The organism is Burkholderia guangdongensis (assembly GCF_013403875.1).
GTDB classification, from domain to species: Bacteria; Pseudomonadota; Gammaproteobacteria; order Burkholderiales; family Burkholderiaceae; genus Burkholderia; species Burkholderia guangdongensis.
In genome coordinates, this window is sequence record NZ_JACBNX010000023.1 from 176,081 (window position 1) to 197,418 (window position 21,338).

Annotated in this window: 14 protein-coding genes; 2 read left to right on the forward strand and 12 right to left on the reverse strand. The window is 68.8% G+C overall.

All coding sequences use genetic code 11. The features are described from left to right. Positions 1-29 precede the first annotated feature (29 nt). Entirely contained in the window at positions 30-1,010 is a 981-nt protein-coding gene (locus tag HZI36_RS21640; RefSeq protein WP_179404710.1) for an NADPH:quinone oxidoreductase family protein, read from the reverse strand. Beyond that, positions 1,007-2,743 carry a long-chain fatty acid--CoA ligase gene (locus tag HZI36_RS21645; protein WP_179404711.1) on the reverse strand — a complete coding sequence of 579 codons (1,737 nt, stop codon included), beginning with the start codon at positions 2,741-2,743 and terminating at the stop codon, positions 1,007-1,009. The genes HZI36_RS21640 and HZI36_RS21645 overlap by 4 nt, the downstream gene beginning before the upstream one ends. Positions 2,744-2,849: 106 nt before the next feature. On the opposite strand from HZI36_RS21645, the gene HZI36_RS21650 reads away from it, so the two are divergent. Beyond that, on the forward strand, positions 2,850-3,668 hold the full coding sequence (locus HZI36_RS21650) for an IclR family transcriptional regulator (RefSeq protein WP_179404712.1): 819 nt from the start codon (positions 2,850-2,852) through the stop codon (positions 3,666-3,668). Between the two features lie 16 nt (positions 3,669-3,684). Here the strand turns inward: HZI36_RS21650 and HZI36_RS21655 are convergent, their stop codons facing one another. The 5 genes from HZI36_RS21655 to HZI36_RS21675 form a co-directional block, all read right to left on the reverse strand. Then, positions 3,685-5,547: an acyl-CoA dehydrogenase gene (locus HZI36_RS21655; protein ID WP_179404713.1), complete on the reverse strand. Its 1,863-nt coding sequence runs from the start codon at positions 5,545-5,547 to the stop codon at positions 3,685-3,687. A gap of 333 nt (positions 5,548-5,880) precedes the next feature. Further along, entirely contained in the window at positions 5,881-6,504 is a 624-nt protein-coding gene (locus HZI36_RS21660) for an SCO family protein (RefSeq protein WP_179404714.1), read from the reverse strand. 65 nt (positions 6,505-6,569) lie between these two features. Next, on the reverse strand, positions 6,570-8,042 hold the full coding sequence (locus tag HZI36_RS21665) for a c-type cytochrome (RefSeq protein ID WP_218884179.1): 1,473 nt from the start codon (positions 8,040-8,042) through the stop codon (positions 6,570-6,572). A 352-nt stretch (positions 8,043-8,394) separates the two neighbouring features. Next, positions 8,395-9,645: a S53 family peptidase gene (locus HZI36_RS21670; protein ID WP_179404715.1), complete on the reverse strand. Its 1,251-nt coding sequence runs from the start codon at positions 9,643-9,645 to the stop codon at positions 8,395-8,397. A 70-nt stretch (positions 9,646-9,715) separates the two neighbouring features. Further along, entirely contained in the window at positions 9,716-11,887 is a 2,172-nt protein-coding gene (locus HZI36_RS21675) for a polysaccharide deacetylase family protein (protein ID WP_179404716.1), read from the reverse strand. A 1,011-nt stretch (positions 11,888-12,898) separates the two neighbouring features. Between HZI36_RS21675 and HZI36_RS21680 the strand changes: the two genes are divergently transcribed. After that, positions 12,899-13,441 carry a fimbrial protein gene (locus tag HZI36_RS21680; RefSeq protein WP_179404717.1) on the forward strand — a complete coding sequence of 181 codons (543 nt, stop codon included), beginning with the start codon at positions 12,899-12,901 and terminating at the stop codon, positions 13,439-13,441. A gap of 72 nt (positions 13,442-13,513) precedes the next feature. Here the strand turns inward: HZI36_RS21680 and HZI36_RS21685 are convergent, their stop codons facing one another. From HZI36_RS21685 to HZI36_RS21705, 5 genes are all read right to left on the reverse strand, one after another. Then, the gene (locus HZI36_RS21685; RefSeq protein WP_179404718.1) at positions 13,514-14,704 is read right to left on the reverse strand and encodes an acetyl-CoA C-acetyltransferase; all 1,191 of its coding nucleotides are present in this window, start codon (positions 14,702-14,704) and stop codon (positions 13,514-13,516) included. Positions 14,705-14,765: 61 nt separating this feature from the next. Further along, positions 14,766-15,548 carry an SDR family NAD(P)-dependent oxidoreductase gene (locus tag HZI36_RS21690; RefSeq protein ID WP_179404719.1) on the reverse strand — a complete coding sequence of 261 codons (783 nt, stop codon included), beginning with the start codon at positions 15,546-15,548 and terminating at the stop codon, positions 14,766-14,768. A 203-nt stretch (positions 15,549-15,751) separates the two neighbouring features. Beyond that, positions 15,752-16,522 (reverse strand): SDR family NAD(P)-dependent oxidoreductase, encoded by a 771-nt coding sequence (locus tag HZI36_RS21695; protein ID WP_179404720.1) that lies wholly within the window; start codon positions 16,520-16,522, stop codon positions 15,752-15,754. A gap of 108 nt (positions 16,523-16,630) precedes the next feature. Continuing rightward, positions 16,631-18,277: a fatty acid--CoA ligase gene (locus HZI36_RS21700; protein ID WP_179404721.1), complete on the reverse strand. Its 1,647-nt coding sequence runs from the start codon at positions 18,275-18,277 to the stop codon at positions 16,631-16,633. Between the two features lie 158 nt (positions 18,278-18,435). Next, complete coding sequence (locus HZI36_RS21705; protein ID WP_179404722.1) at positions 18,436-21,243, reverse strand: winged helix-turn-helix domain-containing protein; 2,808 nt, start codon at positions 21,241-21,243, stop codon at positions 18,436-18,438. Positions 21,244-21,338: the final 95 nt, after the last annotated feature.

A 21,338-nucleotide genomic window follows, 5' to 3' on the forward strand; every position in this document is an offset into this window, starting at 1 on the left:
CCGCGCTTCTAATTGCCCCGATGCGCGGCTCACGCCTCCGGATGCACGACAACCTTGCCCTTCACCTGCCGGTTCGCCATCCGCGCGATCGCGTCCGCCGCGCGCGCGAGCGGCACGCGCTCCGTGATCGCCGGCTTCACCTTCCCCGCCGCGAACCACTCGCCGAGCAGGCGCATGTTCTCCATGTGCTGCGCCGGGTCGCGCCGCATCGCGTCGCCCCAGAACACGCCGAGGATATCGCGCTCTTTCAGCAGCGCGAGGTTCAGCGCGATCTTCGGAATCTCGCCGGCCGCGAAGCCGACCACGAGGAAGCGCCCACGCCACGCGGTCGCGCGCAGCGCGCTTTCCGTGTACTTGCCGCCGACCGGGTCGTACACGACGTCCGCGCCGCGCCCGCCGGTCAGCTCGTCCACGCGGCGGCGCAGATCCTCGGTCGAATAATTGATCGTCTCGTCGGCGCCCGCTTCGCGGCACAGCGCGAGCTTGTCGTCGGTCGACGCCGCCGCGATCACGCGCGCGCCGATCGCCTTCGCGATCTCGATCGCCGCCAGCCCGACGCCGCCCGCCGCGCCCATCACGAGCAGCGTCTCGCCGGCCTTCAGCTTCGCGCGCTGCTCGAGCGCGTGCAGCGACGTGCCGTAGGTCAGCACGAACGCGGCGCCCGCGTCGTAGTCCATCCCGGCCGGCAGCGCGGTCAGCTTGTTCGCGTCAGCGAGGCACTGCTGCGCGAACGCGCCGTGGCCCGTCGACGCGATCACCGCGTCGCCGACCTTCCAGCCGGTCACGCCGTCGCCAAGCGCGTCGATCACGCCGGCCAGCTCGGCGCCCGGCGAGAACGGCAGCGCGGGCTTCACCTGATACAGCCCCTGGACGATCAGCGCGTCCGGAAAATTCAGCGACGCGGCCTTCACGCGCACACGGACCTGGCCCGCGCCCGGCTCGGGCGACGGCACGTCGTCGAGCGTCAACTGGTCGATCGGCCCGAAGGCCGTGCAGAGCAGTGCTTTCATGCTTTCGTGTCTCCTTGTGCGGCGGCCTTCGCCGCCTCCTGTTCCTGAAGTTCTCGCCACATGATCTTGCCGCTGCCCGACTTCGGCAGCGACGCGACGAACTCGACGACGCGCGGCGCCTTGTACGCCGCCATCCGCTCGCGCGCCCACGCGACGATGTCGTCCTCGGTCACCGGATCCTGGTACTTCGGATTCCGGACGACCATCGCCTTCACCGTCTCGCCGCGATGCGCGTCGCGCGCGCCGATCACGCAGACTTCGAGAATCGCCGGATGGTGGTACATCATCGCCTCGACCTCGGCCGGCCAGACCTTGTAGCCCGATGCGTTGATCATCCGCTTCAGCCGGTCGACCATGAAGAAGTAACCGTCCTCGTCCATCCGCGCGAGATCGCCGGTGCGCAGAAAGCGCTTGCCGTCGATCTCGACGAACGCGTCGCGCGTCGCGTCCGGCTTGCGCCAGTAGCCCTGCATCACCTGCGGGCCGCTCACGACGATCTCCCCCGGCTCGCCGCGCGGCACCGGCTCGAGCGTCACCGGATCGACGATCCGCGCATCGACGTCGAACACCGGAATGCCGAGGCATTGCGCCTTCGCGTGCTGCGGCGGATTGATGTGCGTCGCGGCGATCGTCTCCGACATCCCGTAGCCTTCGACGAAATCGAGGGCGAACCTGTCCTTCAGCTTCTTCACGACCGCGTCCGGCATCGCCGCGCCGCCGCCGCTCAGCGAGCGCAGGCTCGACAGATCGTAGTCGCCGAGCTTCGGGTTCGACAGGAAATCGACGACCATCGTCGAAATCGACGTCCAGCTCGACACGCGGTAGCGCTGGATCGCCCAGGCGGCGACGTCGCGGTCCCAGCGCGGCAGCAGCACGACCGTCGACGCGCAATAAAGCGCGCCGTTCATCCCGCCCTGCATGCCGGTCACATGGAACAGCGGCAACACCGACAACTGGATCGAATCCTGGCTCGCACCGACCCACTGCGCGCTGCCGATCGCGGTGCACATCACGCTGCGATGCGTGTGCATGCAGCCCTTCGGCTTGCCCGTCGTGCCCGATGTGTACGGCATCACGCACAGATCGTCGGGGCCGGCCGTCAGCGGGCCCGGTGCGAGATGCGCGGCGAGCACGTCGGCCCAGTGCGCGACGCCCGGGCCTTCCGCCTGACGCGGCGCGGTGATGAACTCGGGGAGCGCTATGTCGGGACGCGTCGTCAGATAGTCGCTGTATGTCGCGACGATCACGTGCTCGATGCCGTCCGCTGTGCCGTCTGCTTTGCCGTCTGCTTTGCCGTCCGCTGTGCCGTTCGTTTTGCCGACGAGCGGCGCGATGCGCGGATACAGATCCTGCGCGACGATCGCCGTGCGCGCGCCGGCGTCCTCGACATAGTGGCGCAGCTCGTCCGTCATGTTCATCGGATTGATCGGCACGACGACCGCGTTCGCGCGCAGGATCCCGTAGTACGCGATCATCCACTGCGGGCTGTTCTGCATGTCCAGCAGCACGCGGTCGCCCGCTTTCACGCCGCAGCGCTGCTGCAGATAGCCCGCGACGCGCTCGGCCTCGTCCTTGAACCGCGCGAACGTGACCGGCGTATCGTAGAACACGATGAACGGCTTGTCCGGATAGCGCGTCGCCGCGACTTCCGCGTTGTAGAACAGGTTCGTTGCCGGCAGCGTCAGATGCGCGGGCAACCGCGCCGGCCAGAAAGGCGACCTGGCGAAATTCATGTTCGGCTCCATTCGTTGGTGGCGCGGCGGCGCGACACCGTTGGTAGAATCACCGCATCGGCTTTCCCGCGCCGCGTGCGGCGCGCGCCACCCGCACTCGACGCTCATGGGCAATCCGAAGCGCAACACCCTCTCGCTGCTGCCGACTCCGATCGAAGATCATCCGCAGTTCGTCACCGCGCTCGCGCGCGGCATGGCGGTGCTGCGCTGCTTCACGCGTGGCGAGCGCTACCTCGGCAATCAGGAGATCGCGCAACGCACGCACCTGCCGAAGCCGACCGTGTCGCGCCTCACGTTCACGCTGATGCAGCTCGGCTATCTGCACTACTCGGTCGAATTCGAGAAGTACTCGCTCGGCGTCGGCGTGCTGAACCTCGGGCACGCGTTCCTGCAGAGCTACGCGGTCGTCGACGTCGCGCGCCCGTTCCTGCAGGCCTACGCGGAATACACGCAGGCCGCGGTGATGCTCGGCGAGTTCGACGGCAAGCAGATGATCCTGCTCGACATCTGTCAGGGCGATCCGCTGTTCCAGCTTCGGCTCGAGCCGGGCGCGCGCGTCGCGCACGGCTCGACCGCGCTCGGCCGCGCGCATCTCGCCGCGCTGCCGGCCGACCTGTTCGCGCGCTACCTCGACACGACCCGCGCCGGCTGCCCGCCCGACCAGTGGCCGGAAATCGAGGCCGGCATCGTCTCGGCGCGCGACGACTACGAACGCTACGGCTTCTGCCTATCGCTCGGCGACTGGGCGCCCGACATGTTCGCGGTCGGCGTGCCGATGATCTCGGCGGACCGCTCGCGCATCCTCGCGTTCAACTGCAGCGGCCGCGTGTCGACGGTCACGCGCGAGCAACTGCTCGACGACTTCGGCCCGCGGCTCGTCGCGATGCGCGACCAGGTGCTCGATCGCGTCGGCGGCTCTTTCTGAATACGCCCTCGCACACTCAGAACCACGCATCGCGCATGTCGAGCGTCGTCGCGTCGAGGCTCGCGAGCAGATCGAACTGCGCATCGACCTTCGGCAGCTCCCAGCGGAAGAAGAAGCCCGCGGCGGCCCGCTTGCCGTCGTAGAAATCGCCGGTGCGGCCGTGCGCGGCGAGCATCTGCTCGAGCCACAGCCACGCGACGACGACGTGCCCGAACGCCTCGAGATACACGCTCGCGTTCGCGAGCGTCACGCGCGGGTCGCCGGCCGACCACAGACGATGCGTGACGTCGCCGACCCGCGCCCAGCGCTGGGCGAGCGCATCGGCGGCCACGCGCGCGTCGCCGCCCGCGCGCACCGCACGCTCGATCGTCTCGACGATCCGCTCATCGAGCGCGCGCAGCGCCGCGCCGTCGTCCTGCACGACCTTGCGGCCAAGCAGATCCTGCGCCTGAATCCCGTGCGTGCCTTCGTGAATCGGATTCAGCCGGTTGTCGCGGTAGAAGCGCTCGACCGGATAGTCGCGCGTATAGCCATACCCGCCGTGCACCTGGATCGCGAGATCGTTCGCGACCAGACACCACTGCGACGGCCAGCTCTTCGCGATCGGCGTCAGGATGTCGAGCAGGCGCTGCGTCTGCGCGTGCGCGGCCGCGTCACCCGTCGTGCCGCCTGTCGTATCGCCGGTCGTGGTGCCGGTCGCTTGCAGATCGTCGACGAGCCGCGCGCAGTACAGGATCAGCCCGAGCCCGCCCTCGACGTACGCCTTTTGCGCGAGCAGCATCCGGCGCACGTCCGCGTGCTGGACGATCGGCACCTGCGGCGCCGCCGGGTCCTTGCCCGCGGGGCCGGCCGGCCGGCCCTGCGGCCGGTTGCGCGCGTACTCGAGCGCGTGCAGATAGCCGGTGTAGCCGAGCGCGACCGCGCCCGCGCCGACGCCGATCCGCGCCTCGTTCATCATATGGAACATGTAGGCAAGCCCATGACCCGGCTTGCCGATCAGATAGCCGATCGCGCCCGTGCGCCCCTGCGGACGATAACGCGTGCCTTCGCCGAAGTTCAGCAGGCAGTTCGTCGTGCCGCGATAACCCATCTTGTGATTGAGGCCCGCGAGCGCGACGTCGTTATGCTCGCCGAGCGCGCCGTCCTCGCCGACCAGGTATTTCGGCACGATGAACAGCGAAATGCCGCGCGTGCCGGGCACCAGCCGGCCGTGCTCGTCCGGGATCTTCGCGAGCACCAGATGCACGATGTTCTCGGACAGCTCGTGCTCGCCGCCGGAGATCCACATCTTGTTGCCGGTCAACCGGTATTGCGCGCCGAGCGGCGTGTCGTGCTCATAGTCGGCGCGCGTCGTGATATCCGACAGCGACGAGCCCGCCTGCGGCTCGGACAGGCACATCGTGCCGAAGAAGCGCCCTTCGAGCTCGGGCTTCACGAATGCGTCGATCTGCGCAGGGCTGCCGTGCGCGGTCAGCAGGTTCGAGTTGGCGATCGTCAGGAACGGGTACGCGACCGACCCGACGTTCGCGGCCTGGAAGTAGGTGAACGCGGCCGCCTCGACGAGCTTCGGCAACTGCATGCCGCCGAGCGCCTCGTCGTGGCCGGCGGCGATCAGCCCCGCTTCGGCGAACGCCTTCAGCGCGGGCGCCACTTCCGGAATCATCGTCACGCGCTCGCCGTCGAAGTGCGGCTCCTCGCGATCGGCGCGCGCGGCATGCGGCGCGAACAGGTCCGCCGCGATCCGCTCGCTCGTGTCGAGCACCGCGTCGAACGTCTCGCGCGTGTGCTCCGCGAAGCGCGGCGCGCGCGCGAGCGATTCGGCGTCGAGCCATTCGTAGAGCAGGAATTCGAGATCCCGGCGCGACATCAGCAGGCTCATCGCGTGCCCTCCCGTGTCGCGTCGCTGCCGCTCGTCCGTCCGGCGGGGCGCACATCCCGGGCGGGATGCGTGCGCTTGATCGCTGCGTGCTTCATCGTCTCGTCTCCTGCTGTCGGCCGAATAAGTTTCGCTTGGCGAAACTTCAACCACGGTTCTGGATGACGGGAAAATTTAGCACTGTCGTTCGCAAATCGCAACACGAGACGATCCGGCGCGATAATTTTCGGCTTTGCGCGCCAATTCTCGCGATTCCCCCGGATCGTCATGCGTGTCGGATGGGGATCTCATGCACGCGCGGAGAGTTTCACTCTACGAAACTATCGGCGCGCAACGTCAACTTGCCGCGCCGAGCGTCCGGTAGTAGTGCATCAGATCGTCGACGGTCGCGAAGCCGTCGATGCGCAGCCACGGCTTGCCCGGCGACGCGCGCAGCAGGATCACCGGGTTGTGGTCCATCTTGTCCTGCCGGTACACGTTGAACGCCTTCTGCGCGGCGACGCTCGCGGCAACCGTTCCCGTGTAGTGCTGCCATTCCGGCCCCGCGCCGAATTTCGCCGCGTATTCGCGCAGCCGCGCGGGCGTGTCGTTCTCCGGATCGATCGAGATCGACACGATGTGCACCTTGTCGCGGTCCGGGCCGAGCTTCTGCTGCAGCGCGGACAGCGTCTGGCTGATCACCGGGCAGATCGTCGTGCACGTCGTGTAGATGAACGTGAGCACGACCGGCCGGCCGTCGTCGAGCGCGTCCTTCAGCGCGACCGGCTGACCGTCGTCGCGCACGAGCGTGACGGCCGGCTCCGCGTACGCGACCGTCGACACCTGGATGCCGGACATCATCTGATGATTCATCATCATCATGTGATGCGCGTGAGGATCGGCGTCCTCCTGCGCGGGCGCGAGCGGCGCGACGAGCGCGAGCGCGGCGAAGCACATCAAACGCTTCAGGATCGGGTTCATGTCGGTCTCCCGTTGTGCGAGCCGCCCACGCGGCCCGCGTCACTGCATTGCATTGCACTGCTCGCCTACGGCACGATCCACGGGCCGTCCGCGACGATCCGCGCACCGTCGCCCGCGTCCGCGAAATGCACGACGTAGCCGCCCTTCGACGCGATCCGCTGCCCGGGCGCAAGCGTCAGCCGCGGGTAGTAGCCGGCGATCAGGCGTTGCTCGATCGTGTCCTCGATCCGCTCGATCAGGTAGTCGCGCACGTAGGTGCCGGTCACGTGGCCGAGCGCCTCCTCGAGCAGCACGCACGCGAGAAACGTGTCCGACTGGATCTGCGGCTCGACGATCGCGACGTGCCGCGCCGCCGCCCACTGGGTCAGATAGTCGAGATGCCGGTGCACGCGCTCCGGCAGGTCGAACGGATACGCGACGTGCGCGACCGCGCGCCAGCCGTCCGGCAGCGGCATCCGGTCGAGTCCGCCCATCAGCCCGGACAGGTACACCGCCTGCGTCGGCGGCGCCGCGCGGCCGAGCGACGCGACGTCGGCCGGCCGCAGCCACAGCACGAGCGCGTCGTGCGCGGCGAGCCCGCCGAGCGCCGCGCTCGCGCGTTCGCCCGGCGCCAGCGGCCGCTGCGATACGTCGATCCCCGCGCGGCGCAGCGCGCGGGCGAGCGCGTGCGCGCCGGCCGCGCCGCTGTCGCCGTCCCGGTACACCTCGCGCACCGTGCGCGGCCGTCGATCGGGCTCGGCCGACGTGATCGACGACGCGATCAGCCCCGCCTCCAGCAGCACGCCGTCCGAGAAGTAGATCGGATAGATGTCGCCGTCGCGGCTGTCGGGCACCTCGACGTTCGGAAACAGGCACGGCACCTCGGCCCGCTCGCAGAACGCGCGCACCGGCGACCAGTCGCTGCCGCCGATCCCGGAGATGACCGCGAACACCGGCTCGGCGGCGAGATCCGCGTCGAGCTGCTTCTCCCACGTCGACGGCGCGCCGGACAACGTCCACACGTGAAGCTGCCAGCGACGGTCGGTCGGGTTCGCCGGCGCCGCGTCGCGGTCCGCGAAGTAATGGCGCAACACGTCGAGCATCGCGCGGCTTTTTGCCGGATCGGCATCCGGCGTGACGATCGTCGCGAAGTTCAGCGTCGTGTCGGTCACGCCCGGCGCGGGGCGCGGATCGAGCCGCTTCAGGTAGCGGATCAGCAGCGCGGCGTCGGCGTCGCTCAGCGCGAAGCGCGGCATCAGATAGCTGAGCGGATGACCCTGCGCGTCGATGCCTTCGCGGATCGCGCGCACGAGCGTCGCGTCGGTGTACGCGACCGGCCGGTCGTTGCGCATGCTTTCGACGTACGGCACGCCGAGCGCGTCGCTCGCCTGCGAATACGTGTTGAACAGATACGTGCCGGCGATCGGCGGCACGATCGTGAGGCCCGAGCGCGCGCCGAGCCCGCTGCGCCGGTGACAGTTCACGCACGCGACGAGGCTGCCGGACATCCGCAGCCCGCCTTCGCGCTGTGCTTCGAGCAGCGCGCCGGACGGCAGCATGCCCTGCCGGTAGATCGCTTCGCCCGGACTGTCTGGATTGCCCACATTAACCGGATTGCCCACCTGGCCCACCTGGCCCGCTTGGCCCGCTTGGCCCGCTTGGCCCGCTTGGCCCGCTTGGCCGGCGGCCGCGCGGCCGGGCACGCACGCGAGCGCGAGCGCGAGCGCGAACACGATCGCGCATGCGATCGCGCACGCGAGCGCCGGCACGCGCGACGCGCACGCGAAAATGAAAGCGACAGCGACCGCCGCGGCGTTCGTCGCGCGGTCCGTCCATCGGCGCCCCCCGGCGCGAACCGACGCTCCGGCGGGCCCGGCGCAACGCGCCGGCGCCCGCGCGGGCGCATGCGTATTACGGTGCATCGATCAATGCTTGTATCAAGTGACTGACGATTGGGCGTCCGAGACCGGTCACGTAGTCGTAGCCGACGGCCGCATTGCAGAGCGCGCCGCATGCGCCGTTCGAGCCGGCCGTGACGTCGTAGAAATTCGCAGCGTACGCGGGCGACGACGCGAGCCCGTACAGCACCGCCTGGGCCGCGCCGACCGCATTCAGCGTCATCTTGCCGCGTGTGATGCGCACGCCGTTCGCGATCGCCAGTAGTCCGGACCATTGCGGCGCGCCCGCGCTCGTGCCGCCGACGACGAACCAGCCGCGCTCGCCCAGATAGCCGTACGAATCCAGCACCGCAAAGCCCGTCGCCGGATCGGCGTCGTACGCGACGTCCGGCACGCCGCGCGCGCCGATCGCGTCGAACGGAATGCCGTAGCTCGTCTGGTACGCGGGCTCGGACTCGTACACGCTCTGCCCGCCGCCGCTGCCGGCCCACGCGGTCTCGCCGGCGTAGTGGCCGTTCGCGTCGGTCGCGAGCGTCGTCCCGCCGACGCTCAGCACGTACGGCGACGCGGCCGGATAGTCGACCCCGCTGCCGGCGTCGCCGGACGCGGCGACGTACGACACGCCGCTCGGGCTCGAGAACAGCCCGTCGAGCCCCGTCTCGCCCAGAAATTCGACGCTGCCCCAGCTGATCGACACGATCTTCGCGCCGACGCCGTTCGGCGGTGAGGCGCTCGCGTACGCGATCGCGGTCAGCAAGTCCGCGAGCGAACTCGACGCCGCCTCGACGAGCACGATCCGCGCGTCGGGCGCGATCGCGTGCGCCCATTGCACGTCGAGCGAGCTCTCGATCGCCCAGCCCGCGTCCGGCGGCGGCGGACGCTTGTCGGCGGTCACATAGACCTTCGTGAAGCACCGGGTCGGCGACGCGCACGGCGGCAGACCGAACGTCTGGCTGAACGTTTTCAGGTCGGATTCGGCGGTCGGATTGTCGTAGGCGTCGACGATCGCGATCGTCTGGCCGGCGCCCGTGTACCCGCGCGGCAACTGGCCGAAGCCGTAGAAGTTGCGAATCTGCTGCGGCGACAGTCCGGCCGGCAACGTCTTCGCATGCCCGCGCACATGGAACGGCGGCCGCGTGAAGCCGGCCGGCGGCCGGGTCGCGGCCTGCTGCGCGAACGACACGGCGGCGCCGAGCGCGCCAAGCGCGACGGCCGCCGACGCGGCCAGCATGCCCAATGCATGCGCAAGCGAATGGCGCTTCATGTTCACCCCCCGTTGAACAAACGCGCGCCGGCGACCTTGCGTGTCGTCGGCGCGCGAAGCGTGGTTCAGGTCACTGCACCTTCGCGCTCGTGAACGTCAGCGAGGTGCCCGCGCCCGCGATCACGAGCCAGTTGGTCGGGTCCGTAATCACGACTTTCGCACTGCCGCCCGTGATGACCGGCAGCTGGTATGCGTTCTTCGGCAGCAGCCACGTCATGTCCTGCAGGCTCGTCGGCTGCGAGGCGGTGAACGACCAGCCGGTACCGGTATCGGTCGCGTTCCACGTGACGAGCAGACGCCGACGATCGAACTGCGTGAGCTGATCCATCGTGAACCACTTGAACTGGCCGGTCAGGCTCAACGTCTTCGCGTAGTTCAGGATCGTCGTCACGACGCCCGGATACCACGACGCGCCGAGCGGGTGCATGTAGATCAGCCGCGTCGTGCGGTTCGCGACGACCCAGTTCATCAGCGACTCGTACCAGTTCGTCACGTCCGTCGTCGAGATGCCGTACTCCTGGAACTCCTCGAACGTCGCCCACTGGCCGAACGGCATCACCGGGAACGCCCAGATGTTCTGGTTCGACAGCGCGCCGTTGCGATACGAGCGGGTCTGCGCCATCCCGGTGTGGCCGACGAAGTAGTAGCCCGAATAACCGTTGCTCTCGAGCCAGTTCACCGCCCACGTCGGCGTGTTGCCTTCCGGCGCCGCCCATTCGGTGTTCGGCTTGCCGGTCACCCCCTGCACCGACTGCGTGTTCAGCACCAGGTACTGCTGGAACGTGCTCTGATTCGTCTCGCTCGCGTTGGCGCCCCAGTAGTCGTGATCCCATCCACCGTGGCTGCCGATGGCGTGCCCTCGCGCGAGCAGGTACGTCATCAGATTCTTCGCCTGCGAGTTGTTCGTCAGGTTGATGCCGAGACCGTCGCCGATCGTCACGTCGTCAGGGCCGGCCGTCACGACGATCGAGAACGGGCCGTAGTTCCACACGCCGAGGCTCTTCAGGTACTGCGCCGGCTGAATCATCTCTTCCGCGCAGAAGTGCCAGTTCAGCACCATCCCCGCCTGCGCATCCGGCTCGAGCGACAGGCGCGCCATCGACAGAATGTTCGTCGTGAAGTAGTGCAGGAAGCCTTGCAGCGGCATCCCGTCGGTCTGCCCCTTCAGGTACGACAGCGGCAGGTTCACGAACAGCACGCCGCCGGTGCCGTACGTGTTGTAGCCGGCGACGAGGCCGAAGTTCGGCGACGTCAGCAGCGTCGTGCCGCTATACGTGCCCTGCGTGACGAAGCTCGGATACGTGAGGAAGCCATACACGTAGCCGGAGATCCCTTCGAGCACGTTGGGCGTCGTCAACAAGGCGTTCGTCGTCGCGCCCGTGGTCGCGAGCGCGCCCGCGACCACGCCGGTCGCGGCCTTCACCGCGCCGCTGACCGCGCCCGTCACCGTCGCCGGCGTATACGAGCCGGCCTTGATCTTCGCGCCCTTCACGACGCCCTTGCCGAGATTCAGGCTGATGTTCGTCGCGAGGCCGTTCTCCGTCTTGTAATTGAAATAGGCCTGGTGGTTGTAGCCCGCGAGGCCGCCCGGATTCGACGGGCTCGCCGGCAGGTACAGCGCCTGCGACGGCGACGCGGACACCGACACCTTCGCCGACGTCATCACGTCCGGCGCCGTCGTCGGGGTCGTCGAGGTCGCCGTGCCGGTCCACGTCATCGACTTGCCGGGGGGGATGCCCAGCGTGCGCAACGTGTTGCCCATCCCGATCACCGGGCCGAGGCCGATCATGTTGCCGCCGAGCTGCGTATACAGCACGTAGTTGACGCCGACCATCGAGCTGAACGGCGATACCGTGAGCGGATAGAAGCCCGTATCCGACAGCGCGCCGAAGTCATACACGAGCATCACCTTGCCGCCGTTCAGCGCGTAGTTCTGGATCGCCGTCACGAGCGCGGTGGACGCTTCCGTGTGCACCTGATCGGGCAGAATCAGCCCCTGGTATTGCTGCAGCGTCGTGCCGGCGGCCAGGAACTGGCTGTCGGTCATCGTGACGATGTGCAAGCCCTCTTCCGAGGCCGCGTCGGACCACGCGGACACGCGCGGATCGGGCAGCGTGAGCGTGTCGGGCACCAGCAGCAGCAACTGGCTCGACACGGCGTTCGCCCGCCCCGGCGTCAACGTCACGCAGATGGACAGGACGATCAGGAATAACCTGAAGAACCTACATGACTTGGCCAACATAGCGCTCTCCCTCGGATGGGACGATTCGTGATGCCCAACACTGTCGACGCCTGCACCGCCCGGACGACCGTCGGCGGAGCCGGCGCGGCGGGACAGGCCGGCAAACTGCGCGCGGCGCATTCGCGACGACGAAACGCCTTCGGCGTCGCCCCGCTTGCGCGGGGGGCGCCGATGCGCGTAGCTCGTCGCGAACGCGGATCGAATGCGTCGTCCGCGGCGATCCATACAGAGCTAACAACGTGCCAAGCAAGGTGCGCGCGCGCCGCGCGGAACGCGGCGCGGGAGCGCGGCGCGCCGGGGCGGAAAATCGGCCGAAAAACGTTACAGTTGCGTTACGTCGCGTGCCGGACGCGGCAGGCGACCCGGCGGGACGCGCATCGGACACGGACGGGACGCCGATCGGACGGGTATGTCGCGGCGCGATCGGGCGCAACCCGGCGCGACCGACACGCCGCCGCATCGCGTCGGTCGCGGCTTCGCGCTTGTAACCAAACGAAACGATCGAATGCCGCGGCGACCTCGCCACTCGGCGGCAGCGGGCCGCGGGGTCGTATGAGTGGTGGAAATTGATACTCGCATGCAACGCGGGACTGCACGCCGCCTCTGTCGCGCATTTCTCACACTTAATGGGCTTGCGCGCGCTGAATCGGCGCGATGCCACGCATCATTTAAATAAAACTCGCTGTGGATCAACCCATTAATCGCCACTCGCTGCGACACTAAATCACATTGCCTTTATCTAATAATTACCTATGAAACCCTGTTATTTCGGCAATAAACAAAGAATCTTTAAAGGATTGGCGATACCCTTGCCATATCTCAAAAGACGTCGATTCGATGGATAACCGCCCGGCGCCCGGTGCTATTCTTTTGAAAGCAGGCCGATTGACAACCACTTTGAACCAACGGAGATTCGCCCATCCCATTCATTCGTCCATTCAACCCCAGGAATCGCGAATGCCGTTCATTTAAAGGCGGCGTTCCGTCCGCTTCTCGCCCCAGGATCGTCTTATGAAATATCCTCTCGCCGCCATGGCGCTTGTCTTCGCAAACGTTTCCGTCGCCTTCGCGAGCAGCGCGAACACCCTCACCTTCCTCGGCGAAATCGCCGACCAGACCTGCGAAGTCGCGGTCAACGGCGTCACGTCGAATCCGGCCGTGGTCCTGCCGGCCGTGTCGGCATCCACGCTCGCCACGGGCGGCAGCACCGCCGGCCAGACGACGTTCAGGATCGGCATCAGCGGGTGCACGGCGCCGATCGAAACCGCGCAAGCGATCAGGACGGTGTTCGTCGGCAACCGGGTGACCGCGTCCGGCAACCTGGACAACTCGGGCACCGCCGAAAACGTGTCGCTGCAGCTCGTCGACCCGGCGGCGCCGAACCAGCCGTTCAACCTGAGCGGCCCGGACGGCCACGCGGCGCCGGGCCTGAACCTGCGCGCCGGAGAAACGGCGGCTTCGTACGACTTCGCGGTCCGGTACGTGTCGGAAACCGGCGGCGCGACGCGCGGCTCCGTGAAGGGCAGCGTGCAGTATCTGCTGACTTATCAGTGAAGTCGCGGCAGTGAAGTCGCGGCAGTGAAGTCGCGGCAGTAAAGTCGCAGCCGTAAAGTCGGCGCAGTCAGGTCAGAGCCGCTCGACGATCGTCACGTTGGCCATCCCGCCACCCTCGCACATCGTCTGCAGTCCATAGCGTTTGCCGCGCTGATGCAGCGCGTGCACGAGCGTCGTCATCAGCTTCGTGCCCGAGCCGCCGAGCGGATGACCGAGCGCGATCGCGCCGCCGTTTACGTTCAGCCGCGCCGGATCCGCGTCCAGCGCCTGCAGCCACGCGAGCGGCACCGGCGCGAACGCCTCGTTGACTTCGTACAGATCGATGTCGCCGATCGTCATCCCGGCCCGCTTCAGCGCGCGCTGCGTCGCCGGCAGCGGCGCCTCGAGCATGATCACCGGGTCGTGGCCGAGCACGCTCATGTGATGGATCCGCGCGAGCGGTGCGACACCGAGCGCCTTCAGGCCGCGTTCGTTGACGACCATCACGCCGCTCGCGCCGTCGCAGATCTGGCTCGCGGTCGCCGCGCTCACGCACCCGCCTTCGGCGATCAGCTTCACGGCCGCGATGCCTTCGAGCGTCGCGTCGAAGCGGATCCCTTCATCGGTCGCGTGCATGTCGCCAGGCTCGCTGCCCGCGTTCGTCCGGTCATTCATCCGCGCGGCGACCGGCACGATCTCCCGCGCAAAACGGCCCGCGCGCGTCGCATCGGCCGCGAGACGGTGGCTCGCGAGCGCGTACGCGTCGAGCGCCGCCTTGTCGAGGCCGTACTTCTTCGCCATCATCTCGGCGCCGGTGAACTGGCTGAACTCGATGCCCGGATAGCGCCGCTGCATCAGCGGGCTCACGTAAAAGCCGAGCCCGTTCTTCAGCGGCAGCGTGCTCGGCGTGCCCATCGGCACGCGGCTCATGCTCTCGACGCCGGCCGCGATCACGACGTCCATCGTGCCGGACATCACAGCCTGCGCGGCAAAATGCAGCGCCTGTTGCGACGAGCCGCACTGGCGGTCGATCGACGTCGCCGGCACCGATTCGGGCAGCGTCGACGCGAGCACCGCGCCGCGCGCGACGTTCATCGCCTGCTCGCCGACCTGGCCGACGCAGCCCATGATCACGTCGTCGACGAGCGCCGGGTCGGCGCCGGTGCGCTCGATCAGCGCGTCGAGCACCTGCGCGGCGAGATCCGCCGGATGCCAGCCGGACAGGCGGCCATTGCGGCGGCCGCCGGCGGTGCGCGCGGCGGCGACGATGAAGGCTTCGGGCATGAGATTGCTCCAGGGGTGATTAACGCGGTGCCGTTAACTCGGCACCATTAACGCGGCACCATCAACGCGGCGCCATCCGGATCGCGCCGTCGAGCCGCACGCTCTCGCCGTTGAAATACCCGTTCACGATCATCGTCTCGGCGAGCTGCGCGAACTCGTCCGGCAGGCCGAGCCGCTTCGGGAACGGCACCGACGCGGCCAGCGCGGCCTTCACGTTCTCGGGCAGCCCCTGCATCAGCGGCGTGTCGAACAGGCCGGGCATGATCGTGTTCACGCGGATGCCTTCGCCCATCAGGTCGCGCGCGATCGGCAGCGTCATGCCCGTGATCGCCGCCTTCGACGCGCTGTAGGCCGCCTGCCCGATCTGCCCGTCCTCCGCGGCCACCGATGCGGTGTTGACGATCGCGCCGCGCTCGCCGTCGCCGAGCGGATCGAGCGTCAGCATCCCGGCCGCCGACTTCGCGATGCAGCGGAATGTGCCGATCAGGTTGATCTGGACGATCCGATCGAAATTCGCGACCGGGAAATGACGGACCTCGCCGGTGGCCTTGTCGCGGCTCGCGGTCTTCACCGCGAGGCCCGTGCCCGCGCAGTTGATCAGCACGCGCTCCTGGCCGTGCGCGGCGCGCGCGCGCGCGAATCCGGCGTCGACCTGCTCGTCGGACGTCACGTCGACCTGGCAGAACACGCCGCCGAGCTCGCGCGCGAGCGCCTCGCCCTGCTCCGCGTTCAGGTCGAACAGCGCGACCCTGACGCCACGGCCCGCGAGCCGCCGCGCGGTCGCCGCGCCGAGGCCGGATGCGCCGCCGGTGACGACGGCGGCAATGCTGGAATCGAGCTGCATCGGAAGTCCTCTGTCTGAATGAACGGTCCGATGCAGTTTAGGCGCGCGGCCGCGCGCGGTCATCGTCGGAAGCGACGAAATCGACAGACTCGACAGACTCGACGAAAGCGACGAAATCGACGAAATCGACGAAAGCGACGACATCACAAATTCGACGATATCGACGAGCCCGACGAAAGCGGCCCGCCCGCGCGCCGGCGACGCTACAGCGACGACACCAGATGCCCGCCGTCGACCGCGATCGCCGCGCCGGTCATCCACGAGCCCGCGTCGGTCGCGAGCAGCAGCAGCGCGCCGTCGAGTTCCTCGGGCAGGCCGAGCCGGCGCATCGGGATGCGCTTGATCAACGCGCGCCCGTAGTCGGTCTCCCACATCTCGTCGGTCATCTCGGTGCGCACGTAGCCGGGCTCGATCGCGTTCACGCGAATGCCGTAGCGCGCCCATTCGAGCGCGAGGCTCTTCGTCATGTGCACGACGCCCGCCTTCGACGTCGAGTACGCGGCGATCCCCGGCGCGACGCGCTCGCCCTGGATCGACGCGATGTTCACGATCGACCCGCCGCGCCCGGCGGCCTTCCAGCGCCGCGCGGCCTCGGTCGCGACGAGCCACACGCCGCGCAGGTTGGTCGCCATCACCGCGTCGTACTGCTCGATCGGCTGCTCCATCGCGAGGCCGTCGCCCGAAATCCCCGCGTTGTTGACGACGACGTCGAGCAGCTTGCCAGTCGCCGAGATCGTCTCGAACGCCTGCGCGACCGACTCGGCGCTCGTCACGTCGAGCTCGACCACCGTCACCCCGGCCGCGCCGAGCGACGGCAGCTCGGCCGCGAGCGCGTCGAGCCGCGATTTGCGCCGCGCGCCGATCACCACCTCGGCACCGCACCGCGCGGCCAGTTGCGCGAAGTGCGCGCCGAACCCCGACGACGCACCCGTGACCAGCACCCGCAGCCCCTTCAGCTTCGCTCCCAGATCCATCGTTCACTCTCCCGTTCGAGGCCGGCCCGTTCCGGGCGGCCGAAAAAATCCGTCATCGCGCGCACGCACATCGCACGCATCGCACGCACCACGCTCCGCTGCCCGATACTACGCCGCCGGCGTGCCGTACCGCTCCCGCAGCCGCTTCTTGTCGAGCTTGCCGACGCTCGTCTTCTCGATCTGCTCGACGAACAGAAAGCGCTCCGGAATCGCATACTTCGAGATCGCGCCCGTGTCCGCCATCGCGCCCAGATGCGCGCGCAGATCGCCGTCGGTCACCGCGACGCCCGGCCGCGGCACGACGAGCGCGAGCGGCCGCTCGCCCCATTTCGGATCCGCGACGCCGATCACCGCGACCTCGACCACACCGGGATGCTGGCCGATCGCGCTCTCGAGCGCAATCGACGAGATCCATTCGCCGCCGCTCTTGATCACGTCCTTCGCGCGGTCGACGAGATACAGATAGCCGTCGTCGTCGAAGCGGCCGATGTCGCCGGTATGCATCCAGCCGCCTTCCCACAGCTTCGCGCCCGCTTCCGGGTTCTTCAGGTAGCCCTGCGTCAGATGCGGCGCGCGCGCGACGACCTCGCCGACCGACACGCCGTCGACCGGCACCGGCCGCATCTGCTCGTCGACCACCTGCACCTGCATGAATACGCCCGGCATGCCGGGGCTCGTGCGGATGTCGATCTCGCGCTCGCGCCGCGCGTGCGGATCGTCGATGGCTTCGACGACGTCGGTCTTGATCTGCGCGAGCGTCAGTAGCGGGCAGCTCTCCGACATCCCGTAGCCGGCGTACACGTCGATCCCGCGCGCCAGCGCGTCCTTGCACAGCGCGCGCGGCAGCCCGCTGCCGCCGATCACGACCTTCCAGCCGCTGAAATCGACACCCTGCGCGTCGGGCGCGGACAGCACCATGTGCAGCACGGTCGGCACGCAGTGCGAGTAGGTCACGCGCTCGTTCTTCACCAGATTCACCAGCATCGACGGCTCGTAGCGGCCCGGATAGACCTGCTGCCAGCCGCACATCGTCGCGATGTACGGATAGCCCCACGCGTGCGCGTGGAACATCGGCGTCAGCGGCATGTACACGTCGTTGCGCGTGAAGCGGCCGTTCTCGGCCGCCTGCGAGATCGTTGCGAGCACCGACAGCGAATGCAGCACGATCTGCCGGTGGCTGAAGTAGACGCCCTTCGGCTGCCCGGTCGTGCCGGTCGTATAGAACAGCGTCGCGCGCGTGTTCTCGTCGAATTCGGGGAACGCGTGGTCCGGATCGCCGCCCGCGAGCAGCGCCTCGTACTCGCCGGCCCAGTCGAGCCCGAGCGGCGGCGCGTCGCCGCGTTCGTCCGTCAGGAAAATGAAGCGCTTCACGCGCGGCAACTGCGCGCGGATCGACTCGATCAGCGGCACGAAGTCGGCGTTCACCAGCAGCGTCTCGGCTTCCGCGTGGTCGAGCGTGTACGCGATCTGCTCCGGCGACAACCGCACGTTCGTCTTCATCAGCGTCGCGCCGAGCATCGGCACAGCGAAATACGCTTCGAGGTAGCGATGCGAATCCCAGTCGAGCACGGCCACCGTGTCGCCGGGTGCGACCCCGAGCGTCGACAGCGCGCTGCCGAGCCGGCCGATGCGCGCGACCAGCGTCGGATAGTCGAAGCGCAGCTGATCCCGATAGACGATTTCCTTGCGCGAACGCTGGGCGATCGGCGTGACCAGCATCTGTTTGATCAGCAGCGGGAAGTCATACGCGCTCATGGGTCTCGTGTCTCCTGTCTAGTGTTCTCGTCAACGCACCTTACCCGAACCCCATCGGCCGTGCACGGGTGCTTTTCGACCGTCGCCGACGGCCACTGAAAACCGCGGCCGATTCGCGACAGCGCGCGCATCGGCGGGCACGACGCGCGCGCCGCCGCTCAACCGATCACGCCGAGCCGGCGCGCGATCGCGACCGCCTGCGTGCGGCTGCGCGCATCGACCTTGTTGTTGATGTTGCGCAGATGCGTGCGCACCGTGCTGTCGGACACGAACAGCTTCTCCGCGATCGCGTTGTTCGAGTAGCCCTCGGCGAGCAGTTGCAGCACGCGGATCTCCTTGCGCGTCAGCGGATCATGTAGCGCCGGCTTGTCCGTGGCCAGCGCGTTGGCAGGCGCGTTGGCAGGCACATCGGCGAGCACATCGGCGGGCACATCGGCGGGCACATCCGCGAGCCCACCGGCGAACCCATCCGCGGGCCCATCGGCGAGCCCGCACGCGGCGACGAGACGCAGCACGTACTCGGCCAGCACCGGATCGCGCGACGCGCCGCCGCTCGCGCCGAGCGTCCGCGAGAACTGCCGCAGCAGCGGCCCGACATGGCCGCCGCCTTCGTCGAGCAGGAGCCGCGCGTAACCTTCCGCGCACGCCGCCTTCAGCAACGGCCCGAGCAGCGCCTGCGCGGCGGCCGGCTCGTCCGCGCGCTGATGCGCGAGCGCCGCGAGCAGCCGCAGCTTCATCGCGCGCCGGTGGCGCGCGTGCGCATCCGCGCGCGCGGCCGCGTCGACCAAGCGCGGCGCGGTGGCTTTCGCGTCGCCGGCGAGCGCTTCCCAGCGAAGCTGCGCGAGCGCCAGATAGTCGAGATCGTTGCCGATCAGATGCAGCGGCGCGACGCGCGCCCACAGCCCCGGCTCGTCGGCGCGCGCGATCTCGTCGTGCGCGGCGCGCGCATGCCCCTGCATCAGCAGCACACGCGCGCGCTCGAGCTTCGCGCCGGCGACCATCCGCGCGAGGCGCCGCGCATGGCCCAGGTGTTCGAGCCGGCTCAGCGTCTCGAACGCGTCGTCGACGTCGCCGCGCGCGAATGCGATCCGCGACAGCAGCACGTGCCCGATCGTCACGTGATCGGCGAGCAGCACGTCGCGCGCGAGCGGCACGTATACCTGCAGCAGATGCGCGGCCTGCGCGAGATCGTTCGCCTCGTAGACGGTCGCCGCGTACATCACGCCCGCCCACGCGTTGCCGCCGGTGTGCCCGTAGTGATGCGCACTGCCGGCGCCGACCGCGATCCGCAAGCGCGCGCTCGCCTCGCGCAGCCGCCCTTCCTGCAGATCGCAGATCGCCTCGACCGTCTCCGAATACATCAGGTTGAACGCGCTGCCGTCCGCGCTCTGCGTGCGGCGCGCGGTCTCTATCAGCCGGCGCGATTGCGCGTGCTCGCCGATCACCGCGAACAGGTTCGCCATCGCGTTCGCAAGCAGCATGTCCGCGAGCGCATGGCCGGTCGGCCAGTGCGCGAGGCACGCGCGGCCGACGTCGAGCGCCTCCTCGAAACGGTCCATCATCGCAAGCAGCGTCGGCTGCAGCGCGAGCACGTGCGGACGCACCGCCAGGTCCGCGGTGTCGCGCAGCCCGCTGCGGTCGAGCAGTTCCATCGCCTCCCACGGCCCGCGCGTGAACGTCAGCGCCCACGCGCGAATCGCCTGCAGCGGCAGATGATCGCGCAGCACGGCGTCGGGCAGCGCGTCGAACCAGCGCATCAGGAGCCGCATCCGCCCCTCGCCGAGCAGCGACGGCGCATGCTGCGCGAGCAGCGCGACCGCGTGCGCGAAATCGCCGCCGTCGAGCGCATGGTCGATCGCGGCCACCGGACGCTGCCGCGACAGGTACCAGTCGGCGGCCGCGCGATGCAGGCCCGCGATCTCGTCGGGCGCGTCGCGCAGCAGCTGCGCCTTCAGGAAATCGGCGATCAGGCTGTGATAGCGCCACGCGCGGTCGTCGCTGCCGTCACTGTCGATCGGCACGATCAGGCTCGCGGCCTCGAGCTGGCGCAGGATCGTCCCGCAGTCGGCGTCGGGCATCAGCGCGCGGCACAGCGGCTCGCTCAGATAGCGCAGCAGACTCGTGCGCAACAGGAACCGGCGCACCGGCTCCGGCTGGCGCGCGACGACGTCCTCGGCCAGATAGTCGGCGATCGAGCGGCTCGTGCCGGAGAAGCGGTCGATGAATTCGGTGCGCGCATCGCTGCGCTCGAGCGACGCCGACGCGAGCCACAGCGCGGCGGCCCAGCCTTCGGTCTTGCGATGCAGGCGCAGCAGGTCGTCGGCCGCGAGCGACATCGGCCGCACCGTGCGGAAGAACTGCTCGGTCTCGTCGATCGAGAAGCGCAGCGCGGCCGCGTCGATCTCGAGCAAGTGCCCACGCGCGCGCAGGCGGCCGAGCCGCAGATCCGGCGTGCAGCGCGTGCCGATCACGAGCTGGCCGTTGTACGGCAGATGATCGACGATCTCGCGCACCCAGGCGAGCACGCCCGGCTCCTGCAGCACCTCGAAATCGTCGAGAAAGAACGCGAACGGCTCGCGATGGCTCGCGAGCCGGTCCATCGCCTGCAGCGCGACCTCGCCGATCGTGTGCGGCACCGGCCGCGCGGGCTCGGGCAGCACGTCGTCGCCGACGATCGCGGACACCGCCGCGTCGAAGCCGGACAGAAAGCGCACCGGATCGTTGTCGGCGCTGTCGAGCGTGAGCCACGTCGTCGCGACCGACGCGTGCTCGAGCCGCGCCCGGTGCTGCAGCATCGCGGTCGTCTTGCCGAACCCGGCCGGCGCGCGCACGATCACGAGCCGCGCGGACGCCGCCGCCTGCAGCAGATCCCGGACGCGCTGCCGGATCACGTGGGTGGCGGCGGAGACGGGCGGGCTGAGCTTCATGCTCGGCACGTGGCGGGTCAGGCTCGACGACGAAGTCATCTGCGGGCAGGCGGAGCGAACGACGGGGCGAACACCACTGGGCGAATGATAGGACGAACCGCGGGACAACCACGGGGCGAACGAACGTTCGATAT